The organism is Roseimaritima multifibrata, assembly GCF_007741495.1.
Taxonomy (GTDB): domain Bacteria; phylum Planctomycetota; class Planctomycetia; order Pirellulales; family Pirellulaceae; genus Roseimaritima; species Roseimaritima multifibrata.
On the sequence record NZ_CP036262.1, the window covers coordinates 5,415,507 to 5,436,149 of the forward strand.

Sequence of the window (20,643 nt, forward strand, 5' to 3'; positions counted from 1 at the left end):
ACCGATTCAAACATCCAAAAGGAATGGAACATGCTTCGCTATTTTACCGTACTCACACTGCTCGGCTTTTGCGGGATGGCTACGGCTGACGAATCTTGGACTCAGTGGCGTGGAGAGTCCCAAAACGGAATCGTCGCAGGTTCCGATTTCCCGATTTCCTGGTCAAACGAAAAAGGGATTTCGTGGCAATCCAAACTCCCCGGCAAAGGGGGCAGCACTCCCGTCCATAAAGCGGGCAAGATTTTCGTCACCGCTGGAGTCGATGAAATCAATCACCTGATGGCCATTGACGCCGCCGACGGCTCGATCGCCTGGGATGTCGAAGTTGGCAAAGAACGCGTTAGCGAACATGGCAAAAACCACCGCAAAGGAAGCGGCAGCAATCCCTCGGCAGTGATCGACGGAGAAAAAGTCTTCGCCTACTACCGCAGTGGTGATCTGATCGCGACTTCGCTAGACGGAAAAGTTCTGTGGCAAACCAACCTTCAAGACCGCTATGGCGAAGATACGCTTTGGTGGAATCTAGGTACTTCACCGATCCCGACCGACAAATCTTTGGTCATCGCCGTCATGCAGTCCGATTTCAGCTACCTGGTCGGACTGGACAAAGAAAGCGGAAAAGAAATCTGGAAAATCGACCGTAACCTGGACGCGCCTAAAGAATCGGCTCAAAGCTACACGACGCCGGTATCGATGACGGTCGACGGAAAAGCAATCCTCGCGGTTCTCGGAGCCGACCACCTGACTTTGCATGATGCAGAAACCGGCAAAGAACTAGCGCAACTGGGTGGCTTCAATCCTGGTGGCGAACAATTTTATCGCTCGATTGCGTCCCCCGTTGCCGAGGGAAACATCGTGGTCTGCCCGTATGCTCGTGGCGGTACCCTGACCGGAGTGGACGCTAAAAAACTGCTGGCCGGGGAAGGCAAGGACGCGATCGCATGGTTCCGTGATGACCTGGGAACCGACGTCCCCAGCCCTGCCGCACGCGATGGCAAAATCTACCTACTGCGTGACAAAGATGGACTGGCATGCCTCGACGCGGCATCGGGCAAAACCGAGTGGACGACCGAATTGCCTCGCTCGCGATTGTCCTTCACCGCATCGCCGCTCGTTTCCGACACCCATCTATATGCGACTCGGGAAGATGGCACGACCTTCGTGATTAGCTTGGAAAACCACGAAGTGGTGGCGACCAACGAAGCCGGTTCCGGAGAACCTTTCACCGTCGCCAGCCTTGTCCCTCTGAACGGCGACCTGCTGCAGCGGACTCCTGACCAAATCGTGCGAATCAAAGGCGAGAAATAAACTTGCTCGCCGTGCAGGGGGCATTTCCGGGCTGTCGATTGACTCGGAAGCGGAGATAGATTGCTACTTTCGCGCGGGACGTGAAGTTTATTCGCAACGTATTGCCGGTCTTTCCACGCTCTGGCGAGCGTGGCTACGAGGCATCCGTGGCTGTGAAACATCCGTGGCTACCGTCGCCAGACGGTGGCTCCCGCTCGGAAACCATCACAAACGGATTTCACATGCCCAGTGAAATGCGACGCTCGGGAAATCGACAGCCCGTTTTCCCCCAGCGTTGACTGTAGACAACGCAGTGTCGGTTCCGAGGCGGCGGTGGACCGATCGCCGAGGACCGTTTCAGCGAGCCACTCCGCTGTGCTGGTTCCATCGTTGCAGTGCCGACCCCCTGCCAGGAATCGATCCAGACCAAGCCACACAGCACCACAGCCACACATGCAATTAAGCTGTATATACACCAACGAAGCTATTGCTTGATGATTGCGTGAACCGACTGGCTAGTCGGTCTAGCGGCAGATAAGATGGGATTCTGGCCGGGCGGGGAGCGATCGTTCCCCGGCTCAGCGAGCCCTCAACGCGACGCACTGAAGAGGCCAGTCTTGAAGACGCCGCCCTCGTAAGCCATCCGAATGCTGGCAGGAAAGATTCGATGAACTCGATACCGAATTCACGTGCAGAAACCCAGAAGTCGATTCGGGATGCGGGATTGCGAGCGACCCCGGCAAGGCTGGCGACCTTAGAATTTTTGCGTCAAGCCACTTCGCCGCTGACACACGCTGCGGTCGCCGAGCACCTAGCGCCACTAGGAGTCGACAAAGCGACCGCGTTTCGCAACCTAAACGACATGACCGAAGCGGGGCTCTTAAGACGCACCGAACTTGGGGACCATGTCTGGCGATTTGAAGCGATCGGCGACGACGGTCACGCGGATGCCCACCCCCACTTCTTATGCGTCGACTGTGGAACCGTCTCCTGTCTAGAAGACGTCAAACTAACCACAGGCAGCCAACGAAACACCGCACAGTTCGGCGAGATCACCGAAATTTTACTAAGAGGCCACTGCAACGACTGCCGCTAAGCAGCGCGGGAGTTATCAGTTGGGAGTGAAGGAGTTGGGAGTGAAGGAGTTGGGAGTGAAGGAGTTGGGAGTTGGGAGTTGTGTGATTGCGATTCTGTTTAGTGAAGGACTGCGATCACGAAGCTAATTCAATGACCTCATTTCCGGAACCTCCCCAGAAAACTCCTTCACTCCTTCACTCCTTCACTCCTTCACTCCTTCACTCCTTCACTCCTTGTCTCCTTGTCTCCCAACTCCTTCACTCCCCAACTCACCCAGCACTGCGAACTAATTCCACCACCAGCTCTCACTCGCCTTCCGGCTTGATTTCTGGTGAACTTGCTCTAGGTTCGCGGCGATTTTCTGGCTTTCGACGATTTCGAATGCGTTGACACTGACTCCGCCGGAGGTGCTGACGACCCAGCCTTTGGTTCCACGTACAAAGCTGGATTGTGGCTCGATCGCTTTGGGAACTTGGAAAGTAGCTCGTTCGACGACCGGTTCGGTTCCGTTTAAACCGTCCAGTGAGCAACCGCTGATTTCTGCCAAGCGTTCTTGCGTGATCAGCGTTGCGACGACGCTCAGGTCCATGAGGTTTCGCAGGTCACCGAAGACAGCTTTTCGACTGGCAAGTTCACCGAATTTTTCGGTCATACGATCAGCCCACTTCTGAGCCGTCTTGTCCACTCGACCGGTCTGTTCGACTTGTCCATCTTCCTTCAGACGATCGATTTCGGTCATCGTTTTGACCCCTTGTCCTGAAATTCGCCAAGCCAAACGATCTTCGGTTCTTTCCAGGGCATCGTAGTCGGTGGTCATCCACCAACGCGGGTTGCTGGAAGCCGATTGATTTTGATTTCTTGCCATCTGCATGTAGCTGGGGAAATTTGGGATCGGAGATTCGACCAAGTCCATCGCCAGACGTTTCATTTCGAAGTCGGCAGCCACCAAGACGCGGGCATATCGGCTGTCGCCTGGGATCCCTGTCAGCTTGACCGTTTGAGGCCCGAAAGCGGCTCGCATGGCTGGTTCAAACTGGCGTGGGTCGGGTTGCGGCCGTGAGCGAATTCGACGCATCAAAGCGTTCAAACGCTGGCGTCCTTCCGCGGTCGGTTCGATCGAGCAGCTAATTCCAGCGGTTCTTGCCAATTCGACCGATTCCATCGCGGTCATCAAATCTTCCAGATGCAACGTTGGCTGGCCGCTTTGGGCGCCCACGACGGTCGCATCATCTCGAACGATCCAAGGCTCGGCAGGTCCTGCGATAACAATGTCTTGCTGATCGGGATAGACGAACACATATTCAACGCGTAGCAAGCCGGCCAAATATCGGATGTCATCCGGCAGACGCTCCCCTTTCTGTTTGGATTCCCGGATGGCTGCTTGCAGTTTCGCCAGCGAGACCATTCGCAGATCACAGGCTTCGACAAGAGCCCCTTCCGGCTTTCGCACTTCGGCGCGAAGCTGATTTAGAAAATCAGCCTGCTCTCCGGGTGCTGCGGCACGCACCAAACCGGACGCGTCAATCGAGACCCCCCCGACAGCACTTTGTCGATTATTGCCTCCACCGTAAAGCAATGTTGAAAAACCCAGCGTCGCCACGGCGACCAGGACATTTCGAGCAGAGAACAAATGGCGGAAACCAGACCGGTTGGTTTGCGGTTTCATGAAGGACTCCAAGAATCGATCGCGGAGAACGACCACGGCTGAGGTTGAGAAGCAGGATCCGTAAAACATCCCGGACAGCGAGATGATTTCACCAGCGGAGCATCGGGGTCCGCAGTATTCGCTAGAATAGTTCGGCATCGAGAACGTTTCAACAGAATCGTCCCCTTGCTGGGGCGCAATCCAGTCGATTTTCTCTCACACCGTCTGCTCCAGCGTTGTCAGCCACCGAAAAAACATCTCCACCACGTCCTTCAGCATACCTTGTAATCCGCCAAGGCGGACGCTGGACCGATGTCCTCCGTCTGCGTCCTGGCCGTCGAGTGCTGATTGGACGGGCAAGCACCAGCCAAATCGTGATTCACAGCGATCGCTGCAGCCGGCAACATTCCGAAATTTTTCCTGTTCAAGAAGGCGAATTCTGGGTCGTTCGTGACCTTAGCAGCCGAAACGGGACTTTGGTCAATAGCCAAGCGATTAGCGAAGACCACGTGCTCAGCGAAGGCGAGACGATCGAAGTCGCCGGCTGCCAAATGACCTTTGTGCACCGAATTTCCGACGCATTTGATACCGGAACCGGTCCCGCTCGGGCCCCCACCGCCAGCGGCGATGAGCAACAGACCAGCGGCGGCGAGGAAGCGACGATCACTCATCGCCGCGACAGCAGCGCCTACCTGGAACCGCTGGAGAAAACGGGGGACCGGCAATCCGCTGGCCCCAGTGGCAAGATCAGCGGCAGCCCAACAAGCCTCCCTCCGGACCCGACGGTCGGTCGCGAACTATTTCGCTTGGCCTTTGACTTGGCTCGCTGCGATTCGCCCGAAACGGCCGCCAGTACCGCCTTGCAAGGGATCGCCAACCATCTGGGCGTCGGCAGTGGCGCCGTCCTGCTGGAAGCTTCGCCTGATCAAGCTTCAGACAAACCAAACGTTTTGGCAATCGATCCCGGCAAATTAACGGTCATCGCGACTCATCAGCAGGGCGAACGCTCCTACCACCGTCTGTCCGACCTTTTGGCAGCAACCGTCCTGCGGGAAAATGAAGCCGTCCTGGCAAGAAACCTCCGCGATGATGCCTCGCTGGCGACCCCCGACAGCCAGGGCCAATTGTCGACGACCAGCACCGTCTGCTCTCCGATTCGAGGCTCCGCAGGCCCGATCGGAGTCCTCCACATTTACTCCGACGGCAAACAACGCGACCTGACTCCGCTGGACTTAGAATTCATTGTGGCCGCCGGCGAAAGCCTTTCGCTCGCTTTACGGAATCTCCGCAGAGAGGCAGACCTAACGGTCACCCTGACTAAAACTCGGCGTCGAGTTGACCAGTTAAAAGAACAGCTGGCCGACACGACAAAAATTATCGGCAAAAGTCCCGCGATCGCCGATGTGAAGGAAAAAATTCGTCGAGCCGCTCCGACGATGGCGACCGTCCTGGTCCGCGGCGAAAGTGGAACAGGAAAAGAATTGGTCGCCGCCGCCATCCACAACGCAAGCGACCGCGCCGACGGACCATTTATCTGCCTAAATTGTGCGGCCCTTTCCTCGACACTGCTGGAAAGTGAGCTGTTTGGCCACGAAAAAGGAGCTTTTACAGGGGCAACGGACCGCAAACGGGGAAAATTCGAAGCGGCCGACGGGGGGACATTAATGCTGGATGAAGTGGGCGAAATGAGCCCCGAAATCCAAGCAAAATTCCTGCGCGTCCTCGAGGGACACCCGTTCGAAAGAGTCGGCGGCAATCAACCGATTAACGCAGACGTCCGCGTTGTTGCCGCGACAAACCGTGACTTGGAACAAGCCGTGCGCGACAAAAAATTTCGCGCCGACCTTTATTTTCGCCTCCACGTCGTCGATATCGTCGTCCCCCCGCTACGAGTGCGAGGCACGGACATTATCAAGCTTGCCGATTTCTTCCTCACACGATTTACCCACCAAATGGGACGCCGCGTCGATGGATTTACCAAAGCGGCCCAGCAACGTTTGGCACAATACGCCTGGCCTGGGAACGTTCGCGAACTGAAAAATGTGATCGAACGGGCGGTCGTCCTCTCGGCCGATACCGAAATCGATGCCCACGATCTGCTGCTGACCAACATCGAACTAACCCCATCGGACGATCCCTCCGAAACCTCTCCACCCCACTTCACCGAGGGAAGCCTGGACTCCCTTGAAGAGTTAGAGAAAAAGCACATCGTTCGAGTCCTCCAGTCGACCGGCGGCAACAAAAGCCGGGCCTCAGCGATTCTTGGAATCGAGCGGAGCACTTTGGATCGTAAGATTCGGCGGCATGAATTGACGCCGGAGCGGTGGATGGGGTGAGGCGGAGTGGCGGAGACACGGAGACACGGAGACACGGAGACACGGAGACACGGAGACACGGAGACACGGAGTGAAGGAGTGAAGGAGTGAAGGAGTGAAGGAGTGTGGGAGTGTGGTGGGGGGGCGAAATTGGGGTTTTTGGCTTTGATCGTGGAGTGATCAGATCCCTAAGTGGGGGTTCTACGGAGGCTGTGACAATTTTACCGGCTACGGACGCTATCCCCTAAGCCTTAAGATTCCTACAATTTCATTAACCTCTTACCATCGAATTATTCGATAGAACCCCTACAGATACCCCTTTAGCCCTCAGCGATCGTCGCTGTGCTGCTTTTAGGTTCCCCGAAATTCCTGCGGATCACTTTGCTGTGGATAGCTCAACCGAATCGCCTAATCACACGATCGAACAAGTCTCAGGTATCACCGTGCGTTTGGCTGGTGACTCCGGCGACGGTATGCAATTGCTTGGAACTCAACTAACCAACACCAGTGCCTTGGCAGGGAACGACGTGGCAACGTTCCCCGATTTCCCTGCTGAAATCAGGGCCCCGCGAGGGACCCGAGCCGGTGTGAGTGGTTTCCAAGTTCAATTCGCCTCTGAAGAGATTTTTACTCCGGGCGATACGCTTGACTGTTTGGTGGTGATGAACCCGGCAGCCCTTGTGACCAACCTAGGAGACCTTCGCAAAGGAGGAATCCTGGTCGTCAATGAGGACGGTTTCATCGAGAAAGAGTTCAAACTCGCCAAACTGGACAAAAACCCACTCGAGGATGAAATCCTCGAATCGACTTACCGGGTCGTGAAGGTCTCGATGACCAAACTGACCCGTGCGGCGGTAGCGGAACATGGGCTAAGCGTCAAACTGGCCGACCGTTGCAAGAACTTTTTTGCGATGGGACTCGTCTACTGGCTGTTCGGCCGATCACTGGAACCGACGCTGCGGTTTATCGAAGCCAAATTTGGCCGGTTGCCCGAAGTTGCTCAAGCGAACGAATCGGCGCTCCGCGCCGGCTGGGCGTTTGGGGAAACGACCGAAGCCTTCGGAATCAGCTACCGCGTCGACGCGGCTGAACTGAATCCTGGAACCTACAAGAACGTGATGGGCAACCAAGCCATGGCTTGGGGACTGTTGGCCGCCGCCGAACTGAGCGGCAAAGAGATGTTTTACGGCAGCTATCCGATCACGCCTGCCAGTGACATCCTGCATGAACTAACGAAATTCAAGAATTTCGGGGTTCGCACGTTCCAGGCAGAAGACGAAATCGCAGCCGTTTGTGCGACCATCGGTGCCGCCTTCGGCGGAACGATGGGCGTGACCGCCAGCAGTGGCCCCGGGATTGCCCTCAAGGCCGAAGCGATGGGGCTGGGGATGATCATGGAATTACCGATGTTGGTCGTTAACGTCCAACGCGGTGGTCCCAGTACCGGATTGCCAACGAAAACCGAACAGAGCGACCTGCTGCAGGTGATGTTTGGCCGCAACGGCGAATCACCGCTACCGATCCTCGCTCCGCAAAGCCCCGGTGACTGCTTTGCGGTCGCCGTGGAGGCATGGCGTCTGGCCGTCGAGTGCATGACCCCTGTGGTAATCCTTTCCGATGGCTACATCGCCAACGGTAGCGAGCCCTGGAAAATCCCCGATGTCGCTTCGATCGAACCGATCGTGGTCAAACATCCGGAAGGTCAGTCGGCGGACGGTGATCCGTTCATGCCATACCAGCGTGACGAGAACTTGGCTCGCCCATGGGCGATCCCCGGCACCGAAGGATTGATGCACCGCATCGGTGGTTTGGAAAAAGAAGATGGAACAGGGAACGTCAGTTACGACCCTGCCAACCATCAACACATGACCGACACCCGTGCCCAAAAAGTGGCGATGATCGCCGACCGTGTCCCCGAACAAGAACTGTTCGGCGCAGAGAGCGGCGACGTTTTGGTGGTCAGCTGGGGAGGCACCTATGGCGCCTGTCACACCGCCGTCCAACGCTGTCAGCAAGCAGGCCTATCGGTTAGCCACGCGCACGTCCGGTACCTCAACCCGCTCCCACGAAACTTGGGCACGATGCTCAAACAGTTCAAGACCGTGTTGGTCCCTGAATTGAATATGGGTCAATTGCGGATGCTGCTTCGGCACCACTATTTGGTCGACTGCATCGGAGTCAATAAAGTTCAAGGAAAACCGTTTACCGTTACCGAACTTGTCGAAGCGATTCGCGATCAGGCATGCGTCGGTAAAGATTGTACGGTGGTCGACAAGATCCTAAAAATTCGTGTCGGCTAGAACTTTTCCGCGTCGGTCAAACTCCTTTCGATTACAACGTTCCTTTGTGTAGTGGTTCACTATGAATCTTCCGGTCTTAAAAGCAGCCGATTTCGCCAGCGATCAAGACGTCCGATGGTGCCCTGGATGTGGTGATTATTCGATCCTGGCTCAGATGAAAAAAGTTCTCCCGGAACTGGGCTTTCCGCGCGAGAAAACCGTCTTCATTAGCGGAATCGGATGTAGCAGTCGTTTCCCTTACTACATGAACACCTATGGAATGCATAGCATCCATGGTCGTGCCCCAACCTTCGCGACCGGTCTAAAAACGACCCGTCCCGATTTGATGGTCTGGGTGATCACCGGTGACGGCGATGCCCTTTCGATCGGTGGCAATCACTTCATCCATGCCCTCCGGCGAAACCTGGACATCAACATTGTGTTGTTCAACAACCGGATCTATGGATTGACCAAAGGTCAGTACAGCCCCACCAGCACCGAAGGGCAGGTGACCAAGAGCACGCCGATGGGTTCGATCGATCACCCGTTGAACCCGCTAAGTGTTGCGATCGCAGCCGAAGCAACGTTTGTCGCTCGCAGCATCGATGCCCACGTCAAACACCTTGAAATGACGCTCAAGCGAGCGGCCAACCACAAGGGCGTTTCCCTGGTCGAGGTTTACCAGAACTGCAACGTCTTTAATGACGGAGCGATGTCGTACGCTCAGGACCGGAAACAACGTCCCGAGAACACGATCGAACTGGAACATGGCAAACCTCTGATCTTCGGAACCGAAAGGGACAAAGGGATTCAGATGATCGGCAACCGTTTAGAGATCGTCAAAACGGCGGACGTTGCTGTCGACGACCTCTTGATCCACGACGAAAAGACTCCCGATCCGGCATTGCACTTCATGCTTTCCAGGATGCGATACCCTGAATTCCCCGAACCGATTGGCGTCTTCCGTGACGTCCAGGGGATCCCGACCTACGATGATCAAATCAACGATCAAATCGTTCAGGCTCGAGAGAAAAAAGGGCAGGGTGACCTCCAGGCGTTGCTCAATGCTGGCGATACTTGGGAAGTCGCATAGTTCGCCGTGCAATCTCTACTAATTCATCTCTAGCGAAGGAACGAATCCATGTCACGAGGCAAAACCTACTCCAGCGTCACTCGCGCCATCGGCGATACGCCGATGATCCAAATCAATCGTTTGGCGGCCGATGTGGATGCGACTATTTTTGCCAAATGTGAATTCTTTCAGCCGCTAAACAGCGTCAAAGACCGAATCGGTGTGGCGATGATCGAAGCGGGTGAAGCGGACGGCAAGATCAATGCCGATACGCATATCATCGAACCGACCAGCGGAAATACCGGAATCGCTCTAGCTTTTGTTTGTGCCGCCAAAGGTTACAAACTGACGCTGACGATGCCCGAATCGATGTCGGTCGAACGGCGTGCATTGCTGCGAGCCCTCGGGGCAAACTTGGTTCTGACTCCGGCAGCCGAAGGGATGAACGGAGCGATCAAGACCGCTGGCGAATTGGTCGCAAGCACCGACAATGCCTTCATGCCTCAACAGTTTGAAAACCCGGCAAACCCCAGCATCCATCAAGCGACCACCGGCCCCGAAATCTGGGAAGACAGTGGACAGAACATCGATGTTTTGGTTGCAGGTGTCGGAACCGGTGGCACCCTAACCGGTGTCGCCCGGTACCTAAAAGAACGGAATCCCGATTTCAAAGCGATCGCTGTCGAACCGAAGCATTCGCCAGTCATCAGTGGTGGTTCGCCAGGCAAACACCGCATCCAAGGAATCGGTGCTGGATTCGTTCCTAAAAATCTAGACACCACGCTTGTCGATGATGTTGTCTTGGTCGAAGACGAAGATGCCTTCGAGTACGGACGCCTGCTGGCCAAGCAGGAAGGGATCATGGCGGGCATCAGTAGCGGCGCCAACATGTACGCCGCTCTGGAAATCGCCAAACGCCCTGAATACAAAGGCAAACGGATCGTCACCGTGATGTGCAGCTTGGGCGAACGCTACCTCAGCACACCGCTGTTTGGCGATCTGGGCATTTAGCGTTTGCGGAAGATTTTCATTCGGGATCAACAATCCCGAATGTGACCTCCACAGCGGACCGCGTGGGGCTTATCTTGAAGGGCTGGATTCTATGGTTAAACATCCCATCCGCTTCTTCAGAAGGCCCCTCAGATGCTGCAATCGTCTACGATACTGCTCGGCTCGCTACTCTCGATCATGGCGGTCTCCACGGTCGTTCGTGGAGACGAAGGCATGTGGCTATTCAACGCCCTCCCGCTAAAGCATCTTGAACAAAACCACCAGTTCTCGCCAACGACCGAATGGGCAGACCATCTGCGGCTCTCTTCGGTCCGCTTCAATTCAGGCGGTTCGGGCTCGTTTGTCTCCAGCGACGGTTTGGTCTTAACCAATCACCATGTCGCCAGCGACACCCTGCATAAGCTAAGCACGCCGGAACGCAACATCATTGATGCGGGGTTCCTGGCGAAACAGCCTTCGGAAGAACTCCCTGCCCCCGACTTGGAACTGAACCAGTTGGTTTCGATCGAGAACGTGACCGAGCGCGTCAATGCAGCGGTCGCCGCCGACCTCAACAGTGACGAAGCGTCCAAGGCTAGGCGGGCAATTATTTCGACGATCGAAAAAGAGTCGTTGGATTCCACCGGACTTCGCAGCGATGTGGTAACGCTGTACGGAGGCGCTCAGTACCACCTTTATCGCTACAAGAAATATACCGACGTCCGATTGGTTTGGGCTCCTGAAACCAAAGCCGCTTTCTTCGGTGGTGATGCGGACAATTTTGAGTACCCACGGTACTGCCTAGACGCCTCATTGATGCGAGTCTACGAAGACGGAAAACCAGCGAAGATCGACAATCACCTGGGCTGGAGCGACCAACCGGTTGCCAATGGGGATCTGGTCTTCGTTTCGGGAAACCCCGGACGCACACAGCGGATCTTCACCACGGCCGCGTTCAAGTTCCTGCGTGACGAACGCCTGCCATACGTGCTCGATTTCCTCCGACGTAAAGAAATCATGTTGCAGCAGTATGGGCTGGAAGGGATCGAACAAAAACGTCAGGCCCGCGACGAACTGTTCGGAATCCAGAACGCCCGGAAAGCCTACACAGGCATGCTTGCCGGCTTGCAGTCGCCTCAAACCATCCAAACCAAGCAAGCCGCAGAAGATCAACTTCTAAGTGCAGCGGCAAAGGACGAAGGCCTAAAACCGTTGACGTCGGCTTGGCAACAGATCGCCGACATCCAAATTGAAAAAGCAAAACTGCTGGGACAAAGTACCGGATTCCAGTCGCGTCTTTACGACATCGCCGAAACACTTGTGCTGATGTCGGCCGAAGACCAAAAACCGAACTCCGAACGACTCCGTGAATATGGAGAGGCCGGTCGCGAATCCCTCCTGCAGGACCTGCTCAGCGAAGCTCCGATCTATCCCGATTTGGAACGCGCCAAACTGGCCGACGAACTTGCACGATTTGTCGAACAGCGTGGCGGCGACGATCCGTTGGTTCAGCATGTCCTTAACGGGCAAAGCCCACAGGAACGTGCCAGCGAACTAATCGCCGGAACAAAACTAGCCGATGTCGCCGCGCGACAAACGTTGGTCGATGGTGACCGCACACACGTCCTGGCCAGCGACGACGCATTGATCAGTCTAGCGCTGTTGATGGAACCCGAATACCGCGCCCATCGGACACGCCGCGAAGAACTGGAAGAACAGGAGCGTCAGGCTTACACAAAGGTCAGCGAAGTAACCGCCGCAATCGATGGGACCGATACTTATCCCGATGCAACCTTCACCTTGCGACTGGCGTTTGGCACGGTCAAAGGATACCAAGAAAATGGACAAACCGTCCAACCTTGGACCGTCCTTAACGGAGCCTTCGAACATGCCGCCGAACACGAAGGGCAAGAAGATTTTGACTTGCCTGAAAGCTGGCTGGCTGCCAAGGAAAAAATCGACGGGCATACGCAACTGAATTTCATTTGCACCGCCGACATCATTGGTGGCAATAGCGGTAGCCCCGTCGTCAACCGCGAAGGTGATCTGGTCGGATTGATCTTTGACGGAAACATCCAAAGTTTGACCAGCGATTACCTCTACAGCGACGAACAAGCGCGTGCGGTCTCCGTGTCAGCCGCTGCGATTCGCGAAGTGATCCGCAACGTTTACCAGGCACCTGAACTAGCCGATTCCTTAGGCAAGTAGGCAGGTCAGAGGGCAACCTTCAAGCAATGCCTCGCGGCCCGTTCATCGTGACGCGCCGCGGGCAATCAAAAAGCTGGCACACCGTTTGCTTCTATGGTCCTTTCAGTTTTCACACGATTCGAGTGCAAGTCACCGAATCGATAGAACCTCAAAAACTGGAGTATCTAAGATGTATATTGGTGGCGGAATTCTAGGAACGGTATTGGTCATCCTGCTGATCGTTTTTCTTGCTCGTCGCGTCTAAGCGAAGGGCAGGGGCGACAACAAGGTTGGAACGTCCCAACCCGATGCGTCGGTGAGAGATAACAGACCGCTTAAGTTATCGCTTGATGACGCGTCGAGTTAGTGCTTGTCGCCTTTGGATCGGGACGCGAGAGAACGCGCCCGTCAGTCGACTTGCACGGAGTGAAAGGCGGCAATCTGCACTCCGCTTGCGACGCCATCCACGACTGGTGATTCGCCGGGTTGGTGATTCGCTGAGCTGGTAATTCGCTGAGCTGGGATTCAAGATTCGACCGCTCACTTTTACCTGTAACGAACGGCTAACGTTTGGGACGGGGGACTTTTCGTGGCGCCCCTTTTAGGCCTCGGCTTTCGGCCCGCTTGCGTCCCTTTTTCTGACGGCCGATCGTCTGGCTTGACGCTTCGACTTCCACCTCCTTCAGCGGCCGTCCGATCGCTTCTTTTAACTGCAGGACTCGGTCCCGCAATTGAGCCGCACGCTCGAAATCCAATCCTTCCGCAGCCTGCAGCATCTCTTGCTCCAGCTGTTCAACGTACTCGATGGTCACATATCGACCATCACTTTCCGCTTGAGCCTTTGCAGTTGCGACACGACGTTTGGCGGCATCTTTCTCGATCCCTGCATGAATTTTCCGCCGCACCGTTTCCGGCGTAATCCCATGTTTCTTATTGTAGGCTTGTTGGATAGCGCGTCTTCGTTCGGTTTCATCGATCGCCGCTCTCATCGAATCGGTGATCTTATCGGCATACAAGTTAACGCGTGCATTCACATTTCTTGCTGCCCGCCCGATGGTCTGCACCAAACTGGTTTCGCTGCGTAAGAATCCTTCTTTATCCGCGTCCAAGATCGCGACCAAAGAAACTTCGGGTAAATCCAACCCTTCTCGAAGCAGATTGACCCCGATCAATGCATCGAACTTGCCTTCACGCAGCTCCTGAAGCAATTCAACGCGTTCGAAGGCATTCAGTTCGCTGTGCAACCAACGGCAGCGAACGTTTTGTTCCTGCATGAATGTCGCCAAATCCTCCGCCAAACGCTTGGTCAGAGCGGTGACCAGAACACGTTCATCCTTGGCGGCTCGATCACGGATCTCTGCCAACAGGTGATTGACTTGGCCTTTCGCTGAAACGACTTCGACAATGGGATCCAATAGCCCGGTCGGTCGAATGATCTGTTCAACCACCTCGCCGCCAGCGCGTTCCAATTCATAATTCGAAGGGGTCGCTGAAACGAACACGACTTGCCCGACGCGATTCTCCCATTCCTCAAACTGCATTGGACGATTATCGAGCGCGCTGGGCAGGCGGAACCCATGATCGACCAGCGTTAGCTTTCGCGATCGGTCACCGGCGTACATGGCTCGAACCTGGGGGATCGTGACATGCGATTCATCGACCATCGTGAGAAAGTCATCGGGAAAATAGTCGTACAGCGTGTCGGGTGCCGAACCTGGTGGTTTTCCCGAAAGCGGGCGACTGTAATTTTCGATCCCCGGGCAATGTCCAACCTCCTGCATCATTTCGATATCGAAACGAGTCCTAGCGGCCAAGCGTTGGGCTTCCAGCAGTTTCCCTCGTGACTGAAACAGTTCCAGTTGCTCAGCCAGTTCCTGTTTGATCATGCCGATCGCCGCGGCGATCCGATCTTCGCTCATCACAAAGTGCTTGGCCGGATAGATGTAGACTTCATCGCAGGTATCGAAGACCTCTCCCGAAGTCGGGTTGATCATCGAAATCTGTTCGATTTCATCTCCCCACATTTCGATACGGTAGGCGAATTCTTCGTAACTAGGCCACAATTCAACACAGTCCCCACGGACGCGGAATCGGCCTCGTTCAAAAGCGACATCGTTTCGGTCGTATTGGATTTCGACCAATTTCATCAGCAACCGATCCCGCCGGGTCTGCACTCCTTTGCGGACATGGACCACCAAATCTTTGTAGTCCTGCGGGGAACCCAAACCATAAATACTACTAACCGACGCGACGATCAGCACATCGCGGCGACTGACCAACGAACTGGTGGTCGCCAACCGCAAACGATCGATCTCTTCATTGATGGAAGCATCTTTTTCGATGTAGACGTCGCGTTGGGGGATGTAGGCTTCTGGCTGATAGTAGTCGTAATAACTAACAAAATAGTGGACAGCATTCTGCGGAAAGAACTCTTTGAATTCCGAATAAAGCTGAGCCGCCAGCGTTTTGTTATGGCTAAGGATCAAGGTCGGGCGGCCCATCTGTGCGACCACATTTGCCATCGTGTACGTTTTTCCCGTACCGGTAGCCCCCAGCAGCACCTGCACCCGCTTCTTTTCCTTTAACCCACGCACCAGGGCCTTGATCGCCGCAGGCTGATCCCCCGCAGGAGGAAAGGGGCTAGCCAGGTGAAATTCTGCAGGTGGTAATTCGATTTTGGGCATACAACGCGACATTTTCGAAAAGGCATGGGGCCGAGAACCCAAATTTTAGCCCCAATCACTATATCTAGCACCCGCAACCCGCAAGACATTGACGGATTATGCAGTACAAAGCGGCTGAAATCGCGTTCGACCAGTAGGCTATTAATTTCCCTTCCTATTTATTCATCGAATAGAATGGAAAGGAAAACCAGATGGAAACGCCCCGATCTGCCTCTTTTCACTCCCTTCTGCTTAAATCGACTATGCCTTTTCTCAAGTATTGCTGCCTGGTCCTGCTGCTAACGCTGGTCTCTGCGGCTTCCAGCGAAGCGGAAATGACATCCCGAGAAAAACTATCGGTGATGCGAATCGCGACCGCCGTGAAGGAAGCAGGGGCTAGCTACCAAGCTGGCGAATACGAAACCTGTGGCGAAAAGATCACCGCCGCAGTGACCCTGATCGAAAAGGCGATGGAAACGGCCGACCAAGAGGTCTACGAAGCCTTACTGCCGCAATTCTCGAGGATTTCCCGAGCCTCCGCGTTGTTGGAACTAGAGGGGATTCGCGTCGCTTTCAAACGGCCAGAAGCCCCTTCGATGAAACCGAAGGACAAACCTGCCGCTCCCAGCACTCCCACGCCAAAACCTCCGACGCCCCCCAAACCGGCCGAGGGCGAAGTTAGTTTCGCGAACGATGTCGCCCCGATCTTGGTCCAACAATGTGGACGTTGCCACATCAATGGTTCGAAGGGAAATTTCACGCTGACCTCGTTTGCCGCACTGATGAAGGGGCCGCCCGAAGGGGTGGTTGTGTTTGCAGGCGATGTCGTGGGAAGCCGTTTGATTGAGGTAATCGAAACCGGCGACATGCCTCGAGGCAACAAAATGCCTCCTAAACAGCTGGAAACGCTAAAAGAATGGGTTCTGGCAGGCGCCAAGTTCGATGGCCCGGCGCCCGAGGCCCCACTGATGGCTTACGCCGGCAAAGCCGATCCAGCCGCAGCGGCACCCATGACCCCGAAACTGGAAACCAAACGGAGCACTGGCAGTGAAACGGTCAGTTTCGCCAACGATGTCGCCCCTCTACTGGTTGCCAACTGCAACGGGTGTCATTTGGATGCGATGCAAACCCGTGGCGGATTGCGGCTGGATACCTTCGCGCAATTGCTTCGCGGCGGAGACAGCGGATCGATCGTTACCCCGGGCAACGGCGCCAGCAGCCTGCTTGTCCAGAAACTACGCGGTGAGGTCGGAGACATCATGCCCGCGGGCGGACGTCCAAAACTGTCCGATGAATCGATTCAACTGATCAGCACCTGGATCGATGAAGGGGCCACGCTGGACGGGCTGAACGAAGACCAACCGATTCGCACGATGGCAAACTTGGCCTGGGCTAAAAATGCGACCCATGAAGAACTGATGCAGCGTCGCCAGGAGCTAGCTCAAAAAGCGTGGAACCTAGGGGCGACCCCGGCCGCACGTCAGAATACCAATGACTTCTCCTCCCCCAATTTCTACGTCCTGGGAAGCGGATCGAAAGAAACGATGGAAGAGATCGCCAAAAGTGCGGAAGCGACTTTAAAAAGCGTGAAAACCGTCGTGGATGCAACCGATGCCGGCCCCATGTACAAGGGCAAGGCAACGATTTTCGTTCTTCCCAAACGGTACGAGTATGCTGAATTTGCGAAGATGGTTGAACGCCGATCGATCCCTTCCACGTGGACCGAACACTGGCAATACAACATCATCGATGCCTACGTCCCCATGGTCGTCAATCCTGACGAGGATCCCGAAACCCTTTCCGCACGTCTGATCGCTCCACTGACCAGCCTGGCGGTCGCCTCCCAAGGGGGTGATGTCCCGCGATGGCTGGCCGAAGGAATCGGTCGAGCCAACGCAGCCAAGCTAGGAGGCCGCGACAACCCGCAAGCGGACAAGTGGCGAGAAGAGCTTCCCGAGGCGCTTGCGGTGATCGAAAAACCGGACGATTTTCTCAAAGGGCGACTCACCCCCGAAAGAACCGACCTGGTCGCCTTTGGACTGGGAAATCAAATGCTAGAACGTAACGGACGACGTCAGTTCGACCAACTGATCCGAGCTCTGAAAGAAGGAAAGCCGTTCGCGGCAGCCTTCACGGGCGCGTTTGGGGGCCCTCCCCAAGCCTACGTCGACGCCTGGCTAAGAATGCAAGCCAATTCGCCTCAACGACGCGGCCGCTATTAATCAGGACGTTCGTAATCGAATGCCGACGGAGAGATCCCCAACGGAACAGTTTGCGGCGGCTCTTCCAAGGCAGCTGGATTTAGACGCACCCCAGGACACCTAAGCAGCATGCGATGCCGCGGCAATTTCATGCTTGCGTTTTGGTGGCGCACTCACTTCACCCTCCTTTTAACGAGGGCTGAGCAATTTTGACGAGGGCTGAGCCGGCTACGACGGGCATGCCCGGCCACGAAATTGGCGCGCGGGTGACTGAAATTGCAAAAGTTAAATTGCAAGATGGCGGTCCCTACTGACGATGTTGCACCTTGCAATCCTCGTTTTTCCATTGGCGGCCTCTCATGCGGTGGGCGAAATCTCGTACGGAAATCTCGTGCCACGCAACGCAATCAAGAGAAGCCTTTGCGTCAAGCCAGCCTCGGTCTCTCGCCCCCTCCAAAACATTGAATCGCGGTCGATTACGTTAGATAACGAACCGTCGATCCAATGCCAAACTTGATATGAAGCGGGCTTGTTCCAAGAGAGAGGGAAGCCAGATTCTTTTCGCTTATTCGTTCGCCCCTTCGAGCGAGCGTGAAGTTCGGTTTCCGAATCCTACAGTTCGCGGAAGCGGATATCTTTGAATTCGACCCACATTGGTTTGCCAGCGTGCAACTGGAGGGCCAACTTGCCGTCCAGCAATGCCAGTTCGGGGCTGTCGGTGAAATCCATCGTCAGGCGGCCATTCATGAAGTGTTGCAGGTGACGCCCTTTGGCGATGATCACCACTTCATTCCAGCCGTCCAAGTTAAACAGTTCTTTAAAGCCTTCCTCGTCGATCAATGGAGTCTTGTCGACTTGCTTTCCGTCCGCAGTGACAACGGCTTTTTCGCCCACTAGGCAGACACGTCCGCGGCCCAAACCTTCGCCATAGATGAACCCCGAAACGTTTGGCAACTTGTTTTCGTTGCGAATTTCATGCTGGTAGCCACGCATCACCCACGGGTTCGGTGGGTTTCCTTCGGTGATGTGCTCCGAACGGTACTGAATTCCAGAGTTATTCGTTGCGTTACAGCGATAGCTCAATCGAAGTTCAAAATCCTTCGTCGAACCATCCTGCCAGATCAGGAACGTATTGCGATTCGCTTTGTTCTCTTCGGTCGTTTCTCCGCGAATGACTCCGTCGCGAACCGACCATAGACGCGGGTCGCCGTCCCAACCACTCAGGTCCTTGCCGTTAAACAAAGATTTCATATTTTCGGATTCTGCCGGGGCTTTTTGGACAGCATCTTCAGCGGTTGCCAGCCCGGCAACGGCACACGCAAGGGCACAGGAAAACAAGAAACGTTGAGCATTCAAAAGCATGGATATCTCCAGGTGAAACGGCTTCATAAAAACGTCACTCCGGTGGCTATCTGAGGTGACAAGGCAAACCGGGCGCAGTAACCACTGGATTATGATCTAACGCGCATCACAACTCAAACCCTGCCGTCCCAGGAAACCCCGATTTGCTGCCCGAGCGAAAGACAGGCGATTTGGCGGGAGGGCAAAACCGATAGTGAGCTCCCCGCTAAGCCATGTAGGCCGGATCGAGGAGCAATAGCGACGAAGCTCCGGCGAGCAAGAAGCCGGAAACAATGCGCCGGAGCGGCATCGCTATCGCTCTTTGATCCGGCCTACTTTCTACTTTCTAAAACCCTGCCGTCCCAGGAAACCCCGATTTGCTGCCCGAGCGAAAGACAGGCGATTTGGCGGGAGGGCAAAACCGATAGTGATATTCCCACTAAGCCATGTAGGCCGGATCGAGGAGCCATAGCGACGAAGCTCCGGCGAGCAAGAAGCCGGAAACAATGCGCCGGAAACAATAAGCCGGAGCGGCATCGCTATCGCTCTTTGATCCGGCCTACTTTCAAGCCGACGGCGATACCCAAGCTACGAAACTTTGGGAGCGGCCGGAACACGCATTTCAATGGTGGTTCCTTTGCCGACAGCCGATTCAATCTGCAGCTGACCGCCCACATCTTCCGCTCGAGCCTGCAAACTTCGCAGCCCAAAACGGCTCTGATTTTTCTCTGCGGACGTGTCAAAACCACACCCATCATCTTCGATGGTCAATAGGACGCCGCCGGGATCCTGCTTTGCGGTCACCAAAATTCGCTTGGCTTTCGCGTGCCGGATCGCGTTGCGGATCGCTTCTTGAGAAACCCGATAGAGGGCCAAAGCCAAATCCTTCTGCAGGTTGCCCGCGGCCGGCATCTGGTCAAAATCGAAATCGATGACGACCTGATGAGGCGGCAAGCCCTGTCGCACATAGTGCTGCAAAGCAGCTGTCCAACCAATTTCAGCCAATTCAGGCGGATGGCTTTCGACAATCAAGCGGCGTCCTTCCGAGGACGCCTGCGAAACGTGCTCTAGAATGGCTCGCAGTTCATCTCGCACCCCCTCCGATTCGTCTCTAGCGATCAGGCTTTCCAGACGCATCCGAGCGGCAAACAGAAAGGGGAGCAGCGCATCGTGGAGCTCGTGCGAAAACCGCTGTTCCTGTTGCTCCAACAGCGGGATCAACCGAACCAACCTTTTTTGCCAAATCCAGCAATCGCTTTTTCTTCCGTCTCGGCAATGTCGAACAAGCGGTTCAGACGAGTGATTTTGAAGACTTCCATGACATTTGGCGAAACGTCACAGAACTTCAAAGCAATTTCTTTGGACTTGCAGGTTTTGTTCAGCATGACCAATTTCGTGATCATCGCTGAAGACATGAAAGAGACCCCGCGGAAATTCAACAGCAAACGTTTGTGCGTCGCCTGAGGAACCGCTTCCTGAAGCTCTAACCCAACCTGTTCAATCCGTTGGCTGTCGAGGATTTTTCCGTCCGTAAAATAGACGACAAGGACCTCGTCCTTGGACTCAATGGTGATTGCCGACATGCG

General features: G+C 55.2%; 13 protein-coding genes. 8 read left to right on the forward strand and 5 right to left on the reverse strand.

Going from position 1 to position 20,643, the window contains the following annotated elements:
* Positions 1 to 30 precede the first annotated feature (30 nt).
* Together FF011L_RS19640 and FF011L_RS19645 are read left to right on the forward strand one after the other, a co-directional pair.
* Positions 31 to 1,308 carry an outer membrane protein assembly factor BamB family protein gene (locus FF011L_RS19640; RefSeq protein ID WP_218932751.1) on the forward strand — a complete coding sequence of 426 codons (1,278 nt, stop codon included), beginning with the start codon at positions 31 to 33 and terminating at the stop codon, positions 1,306 to 1,308.
* A gap of 646 nt (positions 1,309 to 1,954) precedes the next feature.
* Positions 1,955 to 2,383, forward strand: coding sequence for a Fur family transcriptional regulator (locus FF011L_RS19645; protein ID WP_145353523.1), 429 nt, complete (start codon positions 1,955 to 1,957; stop codon positions 2,381 to 2,383).
* Between the two features lie 267 nt (positions 2,384 to 2,650).
* Here the strand turns inward: FF011L_RS19645 and FF011L_RS19650 are convergent, their stop codons facing one another.
* Positions 2,651 to 4,030, reverse strand: a complete 1,380-nt coding sequence (locus tag FF011L_RS19650) for a DUF1598 domain-containing protein (protein WP_218932752.1) — start codon at positions 4,028 to 4,030, stop codon at positions 2,651 to 2,653.
* Positions 4,031 to 4,245: 215 nt separating this feature from the next.
* Between FF011L_RS19650 and FF011L_RS19655 the strand changes: the two genes are divergently transcribed.
* From FF011L_RS19655 to FF011L_RS19675, 5 genes are all read left to right on the forward strand, one after another.
* Complete coding sequence (locus FF011L_RS19655) at positions 4,246 to 6,345, forward strand: sigma 54-interacting transcriptional regulator (protein ID WP_145353527.1); 2,100 nt, start codon at positions 4,246 to 4,248, stop codon at positions 6,343 to 6,345.
* A 365-nt stretch (positions 6,346 to 6,710) separates the two neighbouring features.
* Positions 6,711 to 8,624 carry a 2-oxoacid:acceptor oxidoreductase subunit alpha gene (locus FF011L_RS19660; protein ID WP_145353529.1) on the forward strand — a complete coding sequence of 638 codons (1,914 nt, stop codon included), beginning with the start codon at positions 6,711 to 6,713 and terminating at the stop codon, positions 8,622 to 8,624.
* 61 nt (positions 8,625 to 8,685) lie between these two features.
* Positions 8,686 to 9,696, forward strand: a complete 1,011-nt coding sequence (locus FF011L_RS19665; protein ID WP_145353531.1) for a 2-oxoacid:ferredoxin oxidoreductase subunit beta — start codon at positions 8,686 to 8,688, stop codon at positions 9,694 to 9,696.
* Between the two features lie 48 nt (positions 9,697 to 9,744).
* A complete protein-coding gene (gene cysK, locus FF011L_RS19670) occupies positions 9,745 to 10,686 on the forward strand; it encodes a cysteine synthase A (protein WP_145353533.1) in 942 nt (313 codons plus the stop codon).
* A gap of 132 nt (positions 10,687 to 10,818) precedes the next feature.
* Entirely contained in the window at positions 10,819 to 12,873 is a 2,055-nt protein-coding gene (locus tag FF011L_RS19675) for a S46 family peptidase (protein WP_145353535.1), read from the forward strand.
* A gap of 542 nt (positions 12,874 to 13,415) precedes the next feature.
* Here the strand turns inward: FF011L_RS19675 and uvrB are convergent.
* Positions 13,416 to 15,536, reverse strand: a complete 2,121-nt coding sequence (gene uvrB / locus FF011L_RS19680; protein WP_145353537.1) for an excinuclease ABC subunit UvrB — start codon at positions 15,534 to 15,536, stop codon at positions 13,416 to 13,418.
* A 242-nt stretch (positions 15,537 to 15,778) separates the two neighbouring features.
* On the opposite strand from uvrB, the gene FF011L_RS19685 reads away from it, so the two are divergent.
* Positions 15,779 to 17,737, forward strand: a complete 1,959-nt coding sequence (locus FF011L_RS19685) for a c-type cytochrome domain-containing protein (RefSeq protein ID WP_218932753.1) — start codon at positions 15,779 to 15,781, stop codon at positions 17,735 to 17,737.
* A 591-nt stretch (positions 17,738 to 18,328) separates the two neighbouring features.
* Here the strand turns inward: FF011L_RS19685 and FF011L_RS19690 are convergent.
* The 3 genes from FF011L_RS19690 to FF011L_RS19700 form a co-directional block, all read right to left on the reverse strand.
* Positions 18,329 to 19,078, reverse strand: a complete 750-nt coding sequence (locus FF011L_RS19690) for a 3-keto-disaccharide hydrolase (protein WP_246109525.1) — start codon at positions 19,076 to 19,078, stop codon at positions 18,329 to 18,331.
* Positions 19,079 to 19,645: 567 nt separating this feature from the next.
* On the reverse strand, positions 19,646 to 20,278 hold the full coding sequence (locus FF011L_RS19695) for a sensor histidine kinase (protein WP_145353544.1): 633 nt from the start codon (positions 20,276 to 20,278) through the stop codon (positions 19,646 to 19,648).
* Positions 20,275 to 20,640, reverse strand: coding sequence for an STAS domain-containing protein (locus FF011L_RS19700; RefSeq protein WP_145353545.1), 366 nt, complete (start codon positions 20,638 to 20,640; stop codon positions 20,275 to 20,277). Before FF011L_RS19700 ends, FF011L_RS19695 begins: the two co-directional genes overlap by 4 nt.
* Positions 20,641 to 20,643 lie beyond the last annotated feature (3 nt).

What these genes read in the sequence shown, in the direction of transcription:
- FF011L_RS19640 (WP_218932751.1), top strand. Translation starts at nt 31, where the DNA reads ATGCTTCGCTATTTTACCGTACTCACACTGCTCGGCTTTTGCGGGATG.
- FF011L_RS19645 (WP_145353523.1), top strand. Translation starts at nt 1,955, where the DNA reads ATGAACTCGATACCGAATTCACGTGCAGAAACCCAGAAGTCGATTCGG.
- FF011L_RS19650 (WP_218932752.1), bottom strand. Translation starts at nt 4,030, where the DNA reads ATGAAACCGCAAACCAACCGGTCTGGTTTCCGCCATTTGTTCTCTGCT.
- FF011L_RS19665 (WP_145353531.1), top strand. Translation starts at nt 8,686, where the DNA reads ATGAATCTTCCGGTCTTAAAAGCAGCCGATTTCGCCAGCGATCAAGAC.
- cysK (WP_145353533.1), top strand. Translation starts at nt 9,745, where the DNA reads ATGTCACGAGGCAAAACCTACTCCAGCGTCACTCGCGCCATCGGCGAT.
- FF011L_RS19675 (WP_145353535.1), top strand. Translation starts at nt 10,819, where the DNA reads ATGCTGCAATCGTCTACGATACTGCTCGGCTCGCTACTCTCGATCATG.
- uvrB (WP_145353537.1), bottom strand. Translation starts at nt 15,536, where the DNA reads ATGCCCAAAATCGAATTACCACCTGCAGAATTTCACCTGGCTAGCCCC.
- FF011L_RS19685 (WP_218932753.1), top strand. Translation starts at nt 15,779, where the DNA reads ATGCCTTTTCTCAAGTATTGCTGCCTGGTCCTGCTGCTAACGCTGGTC.
- FF011L_RS19690 (WP_246109525.1), bottom strand. Translation starts at nt 19,078, where the DNA reads ATGCTTTTGAATGCTCAACGTTTCTTGTTTTCCTGTGCCCTTGCGTGT.
- FF011L_RS19700 (WP_145353545.1), bottom strand. Translation starts at nt 20,640, where the DNA reads ATGTCGGCAATCACCATTGAGTCCAAGGACGAGGTCCTTGTCGTCTAT.